This is a genomic window from Mycolicibacterium gadium (assembly GCF_010728925.1).
Taxonomy (GTDB): Bacteria; Actinomycetota; Actinomycetes; order Mycobacteriales; family Mycobacteriaceae; genus Mycobacterium; species Mycobacterium gadium.
This window is the reverse complement of sequence record NZ_AP022608.1, coordinates 2785015-2798873: the sequence shown is the minus strand read 5'-3', so window position 1 is coordinate 2798873 and position 13859 is coordinate 2785015. Positions and strand designations below refer to the sequence as shown.

General features: G+C 66.2%; 15 protein-coding genes. 12 read left to right on the top strand and 3 right to left on the bottom strand.

Features of this window, described 5'->3' with window-relative positions; genetic code table 11:
- Positions 1-181 precede the first annotated feature (181 nt).
- The 9 genes from secY to G6N36_RS13615 all read left to right on the top strand — a co-directional run bounded on the left by secY (position 182) and on the right by G6N36_RS13615 (position 8741).
- On the top strand, positions 182-1519 hold the full coding sequence (gene secY / locus G6N36_RS13655) for a preprotein translocase subunit SecY (RefSeq protein WP_163686979.1): 1338 nt from the start codon (positions 182-184) through the stop codon (positions 1517-1519).
- Complete coding sequence (locus G6N36_RS13650; protein WP_163686978.1) at positions 1516-2064, top strand: adenylate kinase; 549 nt, start codon at positions 1516-1518, stop codon at positions 2062-2064. The genes secY and G6N36_RS13650 overlap by 4 nt, the downstream gene beginning before the upstream one ends.
- A gap of 7 nt (positions 2065-2071) precedes the next feature.
- Positions 2072-2869: a type I methionyl aminopeptidase gene (map, locus tag G6N36_RS13645; protein ID WP_163686977.1), complete on the top strand. Its 798-nt coding sequence runs from the start codon at positions 2072-2074 to the stop codon at positions 2867-2869.
- 138 nt (positions 2870-3007) lie between these two features.
- A complete protein-coding gene (locus tag G6N36_RS13640; RefSeq protein ID WP_163686976.1) occupies positions 3008-3532 on the top strand; it encodes a sigma-70 family RNA polymerase sigma factor in 525 nt (174 codons plus the stop codon).
- Positions 3529-4263, top strand: coding sequence for an anti-sigma factor family protein (locus G6N36_RS13635; RefSeq protein ID WP_163686975.1), 735 nt, complete (start codon positions 3529-3531; stop codon positions 4261-4263). The genes G6N36_RS13640 and G6N36_RS13635 overlap by 4 nt, the downstream gene beginning before the upstream one ends.
- A gap of 48 nt (positions 4264-4311) precedes the next feature.
- A complete protein-coding gene (locus G6N36_RS13630; protein ID WP_163686974.1) occupies positions 4312-6042 on the top strand; it encodes a thiamine pyrophosphate-binding protein in 1731 nt (576 codons plus the stop codon).
- The gene (locus tag G6N36_RS13625; protein WP_163686973.1) at positions 6023-6694 is read left to right on the top strand and encodes an SRPBCC family protein; all 672 of its coding nucleotides are present in this window, start codon (positions 6023-6025) and stop codon (positions 6692-6694) included. The genes G6N36_RS13630 and G6N36_RS13625 overlap by 20 nt, the downstream gene beginning before the upstream one ends.
- Positions 6694-7704: a 3-oxoacyl-ACP synthase III family protein gene (locus G6N36_RS13620; protein ID WP_163686972.1), complete on the top strand. Its 1011-nt coding sequence runs from the start codon at positions 6694-6696 to the stop codon at positions 7702-7704. Before G6N36_RS13625 ends, G6N36_RS13620 begins: the two co-directional genes overlap by 1 nt.
- Positions 7704-8741, top strand: a complete 1038-nt coding sequence (locus tag G6N36_RS13615; RefSeq protein WP_163686971.1) for a pyridoxal phosphate-dependent aminotransferase — start codon at positions 7704-7706, stop codon at positions 8739-8741. Before G6N36_RS13620 ends, G6N36_RS13615 begins: the two co-directional genes overlap by 1 nt.
- A gap of 9 nt (positions 8742-8750) precedes the next feature.
- Here G6N36_RS13615 and G6N36_RS13610 read toward each other — a convergent pair whose 3' ends face one another.
- Positions 8751-9104 carry a VOC family protein gene (locus G6N36_RS13610; RefSeq protein WP_163686970.1) on the bottom strand — a complete coding sequence of 118 codons (354 nt, stop codon included), beginning with the start codon at positions 9102-9104 and terminating at the stop codon, positions 8751-8753.
- Positions 9105-9194: 90 nt separating this feature from the next.
- Here G6N36_RS13610 and G6N36_RS13605 point away from each other — a divergent pair, with 90 nt between their 5' ends.
- Positions 9195-9707: a MarR family winged helix-turn-helix transcriptional regulator gene (locus G6N36_RS13605; protein ID WP_163686969.1), complete on the top strand. Its 513-nt coding sequence runs from the start codon at positions 9195-9197 to the stop codon at positions 9705-9707.
- On the opposite strand, the gene G6N36_RS13600 is transcribed toward G6N36_RS13605, so the two are convergent.
- Positions 9704-10930 (bottom strand): GAF domain-containing sensor histidine kinase, encoded by a 1227-nt coding sequence (locus G6N36_RS13600; protein WP_163686968.1) that lies wholly within the window; start codon positions 10928-10930, stop codon positions 9704-9706. The two genes, G6N36_RS13605 and G6N36_RS13600, sit on opposite strands and share 4 nt — an antisense overlap.
- The gene (locus tag G6N36_RS13595) at positions 10927-11598 is read right to left on the bottom strand and encodes a response regulator (RefSeq protein WP_163686967.1); all 672 of its coding nucleotides are present in this window, start codon (positions 11596-11598) and stop codon (positions 10927-10929) included. The genes G6N36_RS13600 and G6N36_RS13595 overlap by 4 nt, the downstream gene beginning before the upstream one ends.
- Before the next feature lie 106 nt (positions 11599-11704).
- On the opposite strand from G6N36_RS13595, the gene G6N36_RS13590 reads away from it, so the two are divergent.
- Positions 11705-12508: an HAD family hydrolase gene (locus tag G6N36_RS13590; RefSeq protein WP_163686966.1), complete on the top strand. Its 804-nt coding sequence runs from the start codon at positions 11705-11707 to the stop codon at positions 12506-12508.
- Between the two features lie 97 nt (positions 12509-12605).
- On the top strand, positions 12606-13844 hold the full coding sequence (locus G6N36_RS13585; RefSeq protein WP_163686965.1) for a serine hydrolase domain-containing protein: 1239 nt from the start codon (positions 12606-12608) through the stop codon (positions 13842-13844).
- Positions 13845-13859 lie beyond the last annotated feature (15 nt).

Below are 13859 nucleotides of genomic sequence, written 5' to 3'. Positions count from 1 at the left end.
CATCGGGGCAGCAGGATGCAGGGCAAAGGAGCTGCAACTGTTAGTCTCGTAGACTGTTTGACGCGTGACTTCGCAGGCTGCGCGCCTGACGGACGTCGCACCCGACTTAACCAAGAACCCGCTGGTCAGACCAGCCACATTTGCATGCCGCTAGTCACAGGTCGGCTGCGCAGGAGGAAGAGTGCTTTCGGCTTTCATCTCGTCACTGCGGACAGTGGACCTGCGGCGCAAAATCCTCTTCACCATCGGCATCGTCATCCTTTACCGCGTGGGCGCCTCGATTCCGTCGCCCGGCGTCAACTACCCGAACGTTCAGCAGTGCATCGCGGAGGTCAGCGGCGGCGATTCGGGCCAGGTCTACTCACTGATCAACCTGTTTTCCGGCGGCGCGCTCCTGCAGCTCTCGGTGTTCGCGGTCGGCATCATGCCCTACATCACCGCCAGCATCATCGTTCAGCTGCTGACCGTCGTCATCCCGCGTTTCGAGCAGCTGCGTAAAGAGGGCCAGGCCGGCCAGACGAAGATGACGCAGTACACGCGTTACCTGTCGATCGCCCTGGCCCTGCTGCAGTCGACCAGCATCGTGGCGCTGGCCGCCAACGGTGGCCTGCTGCAGGGCTGCACGCTCGACATCATCCAGGGTCAGAGCGACGGCCTGAACATCTTCACGCTCGTCGTGATGGTGCTGGTGATGACCGCGGGCGCCGCGCTGGTGATGTGGATGGGCGAGCTGGTCACCGAGCGCGGCATCGGCAACGGCATGTCGCTGATGATCTTCGCCAGCATCGCGTCGGCGATCCCGGGCGAGGGCAAGTCCATTCTGGACAGCCGTGGCGGCCTGGTGTTCACCATGGTCTGCCTGGCGACGCTGGGCATCGTCGTGGGCGTGGTGTTCGTCGAGCAGGGACAGCGACGCATCCCCGTCCAGTACGCCAAGCGCATGGTCGGCAGGCGGATGTACGGCGGCACGTCGACCTATCTGCCGCTGAAGGTGAACCAGGCGGGCGTCATCCCGGTCATATTCGCGTCGTCGCTCATCTATATCCCGCACCTCATCACGCAGCTGATCACCAGCGGGGACCCGAACGCGGCCAACAGCGGCTTTTCGAGGTTCATTGCCGAATACCTGACGAACCCGGCTGACCCGGCCTATATCGCGGTCTATTTCGGGCTCATCATCTTCTTCACGTACTTCTATGTGTCGATCACGTTCAACCCCGAGGAACGTGCCGACGAGATGAAGAAGTTCGGTGGGTTCATCCCGGGCATCCGTCCAGGTGCGCCCACCGCCGACTATCTGCGATATGTGCTCAATCGGATCACCCTGCCGGGCTCGATCTATCTGGGCGTCATCGCCGTGTTGCCGAACCTGTTCCTGCAGATCGGCAACACCGGCTCAGTGCAGAACCTGCCCTTCGGCGGTACTGCGGTTCTGATCATGGTCGGTGTCGGCTTGGATACGGTCAAACAGATCGAGAGCCAGCTGATGCAACGCAACTACGAAGGGTTCCTGAAGTGAGAGTCGTTCTACTCGGACCGCCCGGCGCGGGTAAAGGCACCCAGGCACAGAAGCTCTCTGAGAAGCTCGGAATCCCGCAGATCTCAACCGGCGACCTGTTCCGCAAGAACATCAACGAAGGCACCGAACTGGGGGTCGAGGCCAAGCGTTACCTCGACGCCGGCGACCTGGTGCCGAGCACCCTCACCAATGCACTGGTCGAGGACCGGATCGAGCAGGAGGACGCGGCCGCCGGGTTCATCCTCGACGGTTACCCGCGCTCGGTCGAGCAGGCCAAGGCCCTCGACGAGATGCTGAAGAACCACAACACCAAGCTCGACGCCGTGCTGGAGTTCGCCGTCTCAGAGGACGAGCTCTTCACGAGGCTCAAGGCCCGTGGCCGCGCCGACGACACCGAAGACGTCATCCGCAACCGGATGCAGGTCTACCGGGACGAGACCGAGCCGCTGCTGGAGTATTACTCCCACAACAACCTCCAGACCGTCGATGCCGTGGGCCCGCTGGACGAGGTGTTCGCCCGGGCGCTACGAGCGCTCGGCAAGTAGTTCGGTCATGGGTCTGCCAGGGCTGCGCAGCCGCCGGGTCGTGCCGCAGCGCACCCCCGCCGAACTCGACGCGATGGCCGCTGCGGGGGCACTGGTTGCGTCCGCGTTGGCCGCGGTCCGCGAAGCCGCGGTCCCCGGTGTGTCCACGCTCGCGCTCGACGAGATCGCCGAAGCGGTGATCCGCGACGGTGGCGGGACCCCGTCGTTTCTCGGCTACCACGGCTTTCCGGCCAGCATCTGCTCGTCGGTCAATGATCGTGTGGTGCATGGCATTCCGTCCGCGGACGACATCCTCGCGTCGGGCGATTTGGTGTCCATCGATTGCGGGGCGATCCTGGATGGCTGGCACGGCGACTCCGCGGTCACCTTCGGTATCGGTCCGTTGATTCCCGTCGACGAAGCGCTGTCCGCAGCCACCCGCGAGGCCATGGAGGCGGGCATCGCCGCGATGGTGCCCGGCAACCGGCTCACCGACGTCTCACACGCGATCGAGGTCGAGTCGCATGCCGCCGAGAAGCGGTACGGGCGCAAGTTCGGGATCGTCGCCGGCTACGGCGGGCACGGCATCGGCAGGCAGATGCACATGGACCCGTTCCTGCCCAACGAAGGGGCACCCGGACGGGGCCCGCATCTGGCGGCCGGCTCGGTGCTGGCCATCGAACCGATGCTCACTCTCGGCACCACGAAGACCGTTGTGCTCAAAGACCAGTGGACCGTCGTCACGGCCGACGGATCCCGCGCCGCGCACTGGGAACACACCGTGGCCGTCACCGACGACGGGCCGCGGCTCCTCACGTCGCTCTAGACCTCCCGCCGAACGCGGGTTACCCGCACACATTCGGCCCGTTTTGCGTGCAACGAGTCCACACTGGGCGGTGGACGGGAATCCGTCGACACTGAACCGGATGACCCGCAACCTCGTATTACCAACGGAGGTTGAAATTTGGACGACCCCGGGACCGCAGAAAGCCAGGTCATGCGGGTGCTCTTTGAGGAGCACGCCGCAGTCCTTTGGCGCTATGTCGTGCGGCTCACCGGGGATGCAGCTCGAGCGGAGGATGTCGTGCAGGAGACGCTACTGCGGGCGTGGCGCCATCCCGAGGTGACCGGCGACAGCGAGAGGTCCGCGCGGGCGTGGCTGTTCACCGTCGCGCGTAACCTCGTCATCGACGAAAGACGAAGCGCGAGGTTCCGCAGCGAAACGGGGACCCCCGACGTGGAACAAGCGGCGGACCGCGCGGGACCCGATGAGGTGGAGACGGCGCTGGACCGCATGTTGCTCAGCGAGGCGTTGGCCCAGCTGTCCGAGGACCACCGGGCCGTCATCAGCCGCGCGTACTACCAGGGCGCTTCAACCGCCCAGATCGCTGCCGATCTGCAGATCGCCGAAGGCACCGTGAAATCGCGGCTGCACTACGGGATGCGGGCCCTGCGCCTGCGGCTGCAGGAGATGGGGGTGAGGAGATGACACTGTTCGGACTGCCGAGGGGTGGTGACGAGGTGGACGACGATCGCTATGCGACGTGGGACGCCGCTTACGTCCTCGGCGCCTTATCCACCGACGAGCGCGTGGAGTACGAGGCGCACCTGCAGATGTGTCCGCGGTGCCGCGCCGCCGTCGACGAACTGGGTGAGATTCCTCCGCTGCTCGCCAAACTGGACAAGGCCGACATTGCGTCGCTCGACGGAGAACAGTCCGAGCCGCATTTGCGACCGCAGATGCTGGATTCGTTGTTGCATCGCGTCAACGCGAGCCGCAGGCGCTCCCGCTGGATGACGACCGCCGCGCTGGCCGCCGCGGCCGCGGTGCTGGCCATTGGACTGGTGATCGCCATACGACCTGATGCGCTGGGCTTTGGGACCGGCACCGACCAGATCGCCGGATCCGCGATGGAGATGTCGAAGGTGTCCGAGACACCGATCAACGCGACCATCAGCCTGACCGGCTACGGCTGGGGTACCCGCATCGACATGGCGTGCACGTACGGCGACTGGGGCAGGCGCGATGCACCGCCGCAGAATCTGGGGATGGTCGTGGTCGGCCGCGACGGTAGTCAGAGCCAGGTCGCGACGTGGCTGGGCCTGTCGGGCGCGACCGCCTTACCCAGCGCGAACACGCCCCTCCCGATCGACGAAATCGCTGCTGTGCAACTGGTTTCACCCGATTCCGGCCAGGTGCTGCTCGAAAAGCAGCTGTGATTCCAGCCACGGGGTGAACCGAATCTCGTAGCCGTTCGTGTCCTCTATATGGCAAGGCATCGAGTTGTCGACCACATCGTCGCGTATCTCGCGTCGGTGGGGGTCGATTACATCTTCGGCGTCGACGGCGCGAATATCGAGGATCTGTACGACGCTGCGTTCTACCGCGCTGACATCACCGCGGTGCTGGCCAAGCACGAGTTCTCCGCTGCCACAATGGCCGACGGTTACAGCCGCAGCGGCGCCGGACTGGGCGTGGTCGCCGCGACGTCGGGCGGCGGATGCCTCAACACGGTTCCGGGCCTGGGCGAAGCCTATGCGAGCCGGGTGCCGGTGCTGGCACTCATCGGGCAGGCCCCGACGGCACTCGACGGTCGAGGGGCGTTCCAGGACACCAGCGGCCGTAACGGTGCACTCGACGGGCAGGCGTTGTTCTCGGCGGTGTCGGTCTATTGCCGGCGTGTGACGACCGCGGAGGACATCGTCGCGGCGCTACCGGAGGCCATCGCCGCGGCGAAGACGGGCGGGCCCGCAGTCCTGTTGCTGCCCAAGGATATTCAGCAGGCAACACTCGAGTCCGTGAACGGCACCGAGATCTCGATCATCCAGCGCACCGTACATACCGGTGATCCGCATCCGATCGTGCGCGCACTTCGGCGGGTAGACGGGCCGGTCACGATCATCGCCGGTGAGCAGGTGGCCCGAGACGATGCCCGGGCCGAACTCGAACAGCTGCGGGCACTGCTGCGGGCGCGGGTGGCATGCGTGCCCGACGCCAAAGACGTCGCGGGCACACCGGGAATGGGCTCGTCGTCCGCCCTCGGCGTGACCGGCGTGATGGGCCATCCCAGCGTGGCGACCGCCATCGCCGAGAGCGCGCTGTGTCTCGTGGTCGGCACCCGGCTGTCGGTGACGGCGCGCGCCGGTCTGGACCGCGCGCTGCGGTCGACGAACGTCTACTCGATCGGCGCCGAGGCTCCCTTTCTGCCGTGGACCCATGTGCACACCGACGACCTCCGTGGGTCGTTGTCCAGGCTCACCACGGCCCTGTCAGGCCGCGGCAGGCCGCCCCGGCTCCGGGTCCCCGATACGGCGCGTCGCGCGGAGCTGCACCCACCCGCGCACAGCGGGCCGGGGATTCGGTATCGCGACGCGATGACGTTGCTCGACCGGATGCTGCCCGACGGCGTGGACGTCGTCGTCGACGCGGGCAACGTCGGCGCCGCAGCGATACATCACCTGCCGGTCCGCCGTGACGGCCGGTTCATCGTCGCGCTGGGTATGGGCGGTATGGGGTACAGCTTCGGTGCCGGTATCGGCGTGGCGTTCGGCAACGCCGCCGACCTGCACAGCCGCACCGTCGTCATCTCCGGCGATGGCTCGTTCTTCATGCACGGCATGGAGATTCACACCGCGCTGCAGTACAGGTTGCCCGTCACCTTCCTACTGTTCGACAACCACGCGCACGCGATGTGCGTCACGCGCGAACAGCAGTTCTACGGCGACCTGTACAGCTACAACCGGTTCGGGCCGAGCCGGCTGGGCGCCGGCCTGGCCGCGATGTTCCCGGAACTGCGTTCGGTGGACGTCGACGATGTCGACGCCCTGCCCGCCGCGCTCGAGACTGCACTGGGCGTGGATGGCCCGTCAGTCGTGAGCATCGAGTGTTCCGCAGATGAAATCCCACCGTTCGCAGCATTTCTCGGCAACGACGCCGACGCTGACAAGAAGCCCGACAACACCAACGAGGAGCACCCATATGTCGCTGCCCGCACTTGAGGACATCGCGGTCGACCGGGGCACCACCGACCCCCTCGACGGCGTGATCCGCGTCGAAACGTCTCCGAAGGAGAAGGCGACACCGATCATCATGGAGATGATGCGGTCGGTGTATCCCCACGACGAGGTTTTCGGAACATACTGCACCGTCAACGATTACGTCGACTGTCCGCCCGACGAGCTCTACGAATGGCTGGCGGACACCCGCTGCCTCGAGGAGTGGACCTACAGCCTGCGCGGGTTCGAGCAGACCGATGAACCCGGCCTCTGGGTGGCCTACGACAAACTCGGCGGCGACACGGGAAGCCCGATCTACACCCGAACCGTCGCCAACCCCGACGCGCGCACGATCGACTACCACTGCGCCTGGGATCAGGGCAAGCACCTTTGGATGATCTATCTGATGCGAATCGTCGACGCGCAGTTGGTGTTCGACAAGCCCGGCTCGGTGGTGCTGTGGACCAACTGCCATCACCCGTTCTACGACGAGAACCCCTATCCGGAGACCGCACCGCCGAAGCGCCCGGTGTGGGTCGGGGACTTCTGGGACATGTTCGGCCACGGTCATCTGCTGGAGCTGAAGAACCTCAAGGCGATCGCCGAGTACCGCCACCACCACGGCCTCGCCGTCAAGCCGGATTGGATGAAGTGATGACTGTCAGCCTGATCGATGTGTCGACGTATCTGCCGGGAAAGCCGATCAGCGCCGACTATTACGCCCAGTTCGCCGAATCCGACGACCTGCGCGACAACGTGATGTTCCGGGCGCCGAAGTTCCGCCATCATGTGGCCGAGGACGAGACGGCCATCGACATGGTCGAAAGTGCCGCGGCCGGGCTGATCGAACGCCACGGCCAGGACACCGTCGCGGGCGCCGATATCCTGATCACCCACACCCAGATGCCCGACATGCCGTTCTACGGCGGAGGCGGCGGGATGGCGCATCGCCTCGGGATGAAACCGAATTGGGTTCTCGATCTGCACAACGGCGGATGTGCGGCGTTCGTGCTCGCGCTGAAAGTGGCACGCAACCTGATCGAGTCGGGCGAAGGACGCACCGCGCTGATAGCGATCGCTCAGAATGCGGCCGGCCAGGCGTTCGACCAGCCGACGATTCGGCGCAAGGCGCAGGCGTCAGTGCCCGGCGATGGTGCCGCGGTGGGGCTGGTGACGCTGTCCGACCGGTCACCGATCCTCGACATCGAATGCCGCACCTACGGTGAGTTCGCCGGCGACATGACGCTCGCGGTCGACCCGCCCCGTAAGTGGTGGCAGGCCGGTCCGGGGGAGGGCTGCATCGGGTTCACCGAAAGCAAGATCACCAAGGTGCTGGCCCGGGGCAACCGACAGGTGCCCGAGGTCTCCTACGCGGTGTGCGATCGAATCGGCGTGAAGCCAAGGGATCTCGACCTCCTGGTGACCAACCAGCCGAATCGCGCATTCCTGCGGAACTGGCGCGAAGCGATGGAGCTGGATAAATCGAGACACCTCGATACTTTTGATGACTGCGGGAACCTGTTCGCCGCGGGTATTCCGATCAACCTGGACCGTGCCATCACCGACGGCCAGCTGAAAAAGGGCGATGTCGTCATGATGTCGGCGTTCGCGCACGCCGGCGACTTCGCGGGAGCCGCGGCGGTCAGGTGGGGTGGGAGAGGCTGATGTCCACCCCCAATCGCGATGTCACGGACGCAGCCGTGGGCGCGCTGCCCGGTGCGGTGAACCCAATGGCGCTGTCGCTCAACGAGAATCCGTTCCCGCCGCTGCCATCGGTGCGGTCTGCGCTGGTCGCCGCCATCGATGCGGGCAACCGGTATCCGGAGTTCCTGCCCGAGCGGCTTCGTACATTGATTGCCGGTCACCTCGGGGTGCCCGACGAGCAGGTCGTCATCGGGGTCGGTGCCACCGGCGTGATCCTGCAGGTGCTCAACGCTGTCACGCGCCCCGGCGACAAAATGGTGATGACGTCCCCGACGTTCGACGGCTATCCGATCTTCGCCCATATGGCCCGGCTGGAGTCGGTCACCGTCGGACTCGACGAACACGGCCACCACGACCTCGACGCCATGGCCGACGCCGCCGCGAAGGCCCGAGTCGTGGTGGTGTGCCGGCCGCACAATCCGACCGGAACTGTTGAGCCGGTAGCCGACATCGAGCGGTTTCTCCAGCGCATCCCGGCCGACACCGTCGTCGTGCTCGACGAGGCGTATGTCGAGTTTCTCGCGCCACACCATCGCATCGACGGTCCTGAACTTGTCGTCCGGTATCCGAATGTCGTTGTAGTGCGTACCTTCTCGAAGGCATATGGGCTGGCCGGGCTACGCGTCGGCTACGGATTCTGTGCGCCCGAGCTGGCGCGCGAACTATGGACCATGCAGCAGCCGTTCGGTATCGCCATCACCGGCATGGTGGCTGTCGCCGCGTCGTATGACGCGGAAAGTGAGCTGGAACAACGTATCCGGATGATCACCGCCGAACGCCGCTACCTGCGTATGCGGCTGAGGGCGATGGGGGTGTACAGCACGGATGCGCACGCCAACTTCGTATACCTGCCACCCTGGGGCCGGCAGTGGCGCGAGGTGTTCGACGGCACCGGCCTGAAGGTCCGCGGCTACGCCGACGGCGGTGTACGAATCACCGTCGGCAGCCGTCAGTCCACCCGTGCGGTGGTGGGCGCTGTGCGGGCTGCGCTGCACTGACGGCGTGGATCAGTATTGGACCCTGAATCCGCCGATCAGGCTGATCGTGTTGCCATCGGGATCGGTGATCGCCGAAAGGTGAACCCCCTTGCTGGCGCCGGTGACGTCGCCCGGCTCGAGTCCGCGTCCGCGGAGCTCAGCCATGTGGATCTGCAGATCGTCGACGGCGAAGTTCAGCAACCCGGACCCTGCGCGCGCGGCGTCGACGAAGACCTGGACCCACGCGCCCGGTAGAACCTGCCATTCGGCCAGGGTGGGCATGGGGTTGTTGTCGGCGGGTCGCCCGAACAGTGCCTCGTACCATCGGCTGCTCACCTGCAGGTCGGACACCGGCACGACGGCGAGCACATGCTGGATGGACATAGATTCCCTTCCTTGTCGCAAGGACAGACTCGTGGAGGACGCGAGAGTCATCGCGCGGACCCGAGGCTGCCGGGTGCGGTATGAAGGGGCGTGCCCTCGCAACCGTCGTGGCCGCGCAAGCGCGACCCCATCGAGTTGGCGCGCGCCAACTGGGAGCGCTTCGGCTGGGGCGAGGTCGCCGACGGCATGGTGGCGGTCACGTCGGTGATGCGGGCCCACCAGATACTGCTGGCCCGGGTCGAGAACGCGCTGCGGCCATACGACCTGAGCTTTTCCCGATTCGAGTTGCTGCGGTTGTTGGCCTTCAGCCGCGGTGGCGCGCTGCCGATCACCAAGGCGTCGGACCGGCTGCAGGTGCACGTCACCAGCGTCACGCACGCGATCCGGCGGCTGGAGGCCGACGGTCTGGTGGAGCGCACACCCCATCCGACCGACGGCCGCACCACGCTGGTGCGGATCACCGATCTCGGCCGGTCGACGGTCGAGGACGCCACCGTCACGCTCAACAGCGAGGTGTTCGCCGACATCGGCATGTCCGACCGCGAGTCCCGTGCGCTCGCGGCCTCGATCGAGACGCTGCGCCGCAATTCCGGCGACTTCTAGGAACGCGGAAGCGGGATCGTCGCGGTCACCGCGGTGCCCGAACCCGGGCGCGACCGGATGTTCAACCGGCCGCCGACGATCTCGGCCCGCTCGGCCATCGACAGCAGGCCGTAGCCGCCCATCTCGTCGCTGCCCAGGGGATGCTCGAAGGTGTCGAAACCGACTCCGTCGTCGACGATTTCGAGCCGGGCGACGTCCCCGGTCTCGCCCGCGTCGACGGCAAAGGTAAGCCGTGCGGACGTGGCCTTCGCATGTTTGACGACGTTTTGCAGGCATTCCTGCGCGATCCGGTACAGCGCGAGCTCGATGTGGTCGGGCACGCGGTTCTCCACCAGCTCGACATCGATGCCGATCTGGGGGATGGACCGCGCGAGGCTGGCGAGGCCACCCGCCAGCCCGAGATCGTCGAGCACTGGCGGCCGTAGTCCGCTGATAGCGGCGCGCGCTTCGCCCAGCGTGAGATCGACGAGTTCGCGGGCCTTCTCCAACTGTTCGGAGGCAGCCTCTGGATCGTCGGACACCGCGCGGCTGGCCGCGTCGAGCCGGTACGACAAGGTGATCAGTCGCTGCGAGATGCCGTCGTGGATATCGCCGGCCAGCCGCCGCCGCTCGAGCTCCTGGGCCTCGATGACCTGCTCGACGAAGTTCTCGTGGGCCCGTTCGCGAGCGACCAGCTGGCGGTGCAAGCGGGCCTGATGGAGCGCACCGGCGATCAGCCTGCCGATCACCAGCAGCAGTTCGACGTCGCGCGCGGTGAAGTCGCGATGCTCGACGGTGTGCACGTTTAGCACGCCGACCAGCCCGCCCGGGTCGGTCTCCATCGGCACCGACACCATCGACGTGAAGTCCTTCCCGCGCAGGGACTCGAACGGCATGTAGCGCGGATCGGCTTCCTTGTCCTGCCTGATCACCACCGGCTCGCGGTGGCTCGCGACCCATCCGGAAATGCCCTGGCCCAACGGCAATCGGATCTTGCCCACCTCGGCGTCGAACGGCGGTGTCGCGCCCGCGAGCGTCAGTGACCGGTCGCTGTCGTCGAGGACGTGGACGAAGCACACGTCGCTGGCGGTGGCAGCGGTGATCATCCGTGCGGCCGCCGCGGCCAGCGGCTCGACCCCGGGCCCTTTGGACGCGGCCTGGATCAGTTCGCGCAGCAGTGCGAGTTCGCGGTCGGTGTCGACAAGGTCGCGGACCGCGTTCGGGGGGTTGGCGTCCGGGCTCATTGGTAGATGCCTTCACGGAGGGCCGTCGCCACGGCTCCGGTGCGGTCGCTGACCCCGAGCTTGCGGTAGATCGAGCTCAGGTGCGTCTTGACGGTCTCGTCGCCGATCACCAGCTTGGACGCGATCGCGCGGTTGGACAGGCCGTTCACGACGTACGAGAGGATCTCGCTCTCGCGCTGAGTCAAGCCTTGGCGCGCACCGGGCCAGAATTCGTCGCGCTGCATCCGCGCGGCGGTGTCCACCGCCCTGGCGGCCATGCTCGGGTCGATCGCCGTCTCACCGCGATGCACGAACTCGAGCTGACGGACGAGCTCGTCGCTGCTGATGCTTTTCAGGAGGTATCCGGACGCGCCCACCCGCAGGGCCTGAAAGAGGTATTGCTCGTCGTCGTAGACGGAGAGCATCACGACCTTGCGGTTGGGGTCGCGCCCGCGCAACGCCACGCAGAGGTCCAGGCCGCTGGACCCGTGCATGCGCACATCCGACAGCACGATGTCGGGGTTCAATTCGTCAACGACGCTGAGCGCACGCTCAGCGCCGATGGCCTGTCCGACGACCTCCACGCGTTCCCGAAACGCCGCGAGCATGGCCTTGAGGCCCTCGATCACCATCTCGTGGTCATCGACCAGCACCAGACGGACCGGTGGGCCCAGCTCTTCGGAAGCCATGTGCACCACCTTATGACCTGGCCTTTTCTGTGGGGAACGAAGTTGGCATCGACGATCCCCCAAATGGGGGAGGCTGGAACGCTGTGACGTGGGCCACCCTAGCTGCATGCCGACAACGCACGAGACGACTTGGCGCGCGGGCCGCTTCTGGTGGGACTCCGCATCGCCGGCAGGAACCCGATGTCCGCTGCGCGCGGTGATCTTCGACCTCGATGCCCTGACGGATATCGAATGCGAGGGCCACCGAGAGGCGTACAACGCCGCGTTCGCGGCGCATGGTCTGGATTTTCAGTGGTCGGTGACGCGGTACCGGCAGCTACTCGCGCTCACCGATGAACGACAGCGCGTCGCGGCCGAACTGCGTAAGCGAGGGGTGGCCACCGAGTCCGATGTACTGACCAGGCTGTTGGCCGACGACATCTACACGACCAAGACGATGTTGTTCGACGAGCTGATCCTCGAGCGCGATCTCGCGCCACGCCCCGGCCTTGTCGATTTCGTCGCCGAAACCTTCGGGGCGGGTGTGCAGGTCGCCGTCGTGACGAGCGGACAGCGCAGCTGGGCGGAGCCGTTGGTGCGCCAGTTGGTCGGCGAGGGAATCGTCGAGGCGGTGGTGACCGCTGAGGACGTCACGAAGCCCATGCCCGATTCCGAAGCCCATCGCCTGGCACTCGCCGAGCTCGGGATCACCGCCGAGAACGCGCTCGCGGTCAGCGGCTCGGCCTGCGGGCTGCGCGCCGCGACGAAATCCGGGCTGGCCACGGTCGTCATCACCGGCGAAGGCGTGCCCGATATCCCGGCCGCCGTCGCGGTGCGGCCGGACTTCGGCGGCAGCGCGCCGCTGCGGGTGGCCGACTGCCAGCGGATGCACGACCGTTGGTGGGCGAAACACAAGGTGACCGCCGCTTAACCGAAATTGCCGGTCCGGCACCGTCTACGCAGATAAAATTCGCGCGCACGGCGGTGTGTCGTTGGCTGAGGCCGCCGTCGAGGCGGTGAACTAGGGCATGGCTCAGAAAACCGGGGTCGCATCCGAGCTTGTCCGCGGCGATGTCGACGAGGGCTACGGAAAAGTCGCCGACGCGTTTCGACTGAACATGACCAGCGGCGCGGAAATCGGCGCCGCCCTCACGATCTATCGCGACGGCCGCAAGGTCGTCGATCTCTGGGGTGGATTCCGCAACGGGGCCACTCGCGCGCCGTGGACCAACGACACCCTGGTCAACACCTTTTCGACGACGAAAGGCGTTGCCGCGCTGGCCGTCGCGCGAGCCGTTTCACGTGGGCTCCTCGATTACGACGCACGAGTGGCAGACTACTGGCCCGCGTTCGCCCAGAGCGGCAAGGAATCGGTCACCGTGCGGCAACTGCTGGCCCATCAGGCCGGGCTGCCGGTGATCAAGCCGCTGCTGACCCTTGCCGATATCGCTGTGCCGGAGCGTCTCTCGGAGCGCTTGGCCGCACAGCCGCCCGCCTGGCCGCCGGGGACTCGCCACGGCTATCACGGCGTCACGCTCGGGTGGTATGCGTCCGAACTCATCCGCCACGTCGATCCCGAGCGGCGCACTCTCGGCCGGTACTTCGCCGAGGAGATCGCCCGACCGCTGCACCTGGACTTCCACATCGGGCTACCGGACCACATCGATCGCGATCGGGTTGCGCATCTGCACGTGCCGTCTCAGATCGCCACGTTGTTGCATCTGCATGTGCTGCCACCGAAGTTGGCGGCCGCCTGGTTCATCCCGATGACGTTGACCGCGCAGGCCGGTGTCGCATTCGAAGGGGCCAACGGCCTTTCGACGTTCAACCGGGAAGACGTCCGTGTCGTCGAGATACCGGCCGCCAACGGAACCGGCACCGCCGAATCGGTGGCCAAGCTCTACGGCGACGCCGCCATCGGCGGATCGAAGATCGGTTTGACGCCGGAGGTCTTCGCCGCACTGACGGCGCCACCGGTGTATCCGACAAAGGGTTTGCGCGACAAGGTGTTGCACGTCGACACGTCCTTCTCGCTGGGATTCGGTCGGCCCATTCCGAACAATGCGAAGTACGTGATCGGGTCCTCGGACAAGGCGTTCGGTGCGCCGGGTGCCGGCGGTTCGGTCGGCTTTGCCGATCCGGATACCGGGGTTGGGTTCGGCTACGTGATGAACAAGCTCGGGTTCCATCTGATCAGCGATCCGCGCGCACTTCGGCTGCGGCAGGCGCTGTTCCGAGACGTCTTGGGGGCGAGGCCGCAAAGGTGAGACGAGGGAACGGTC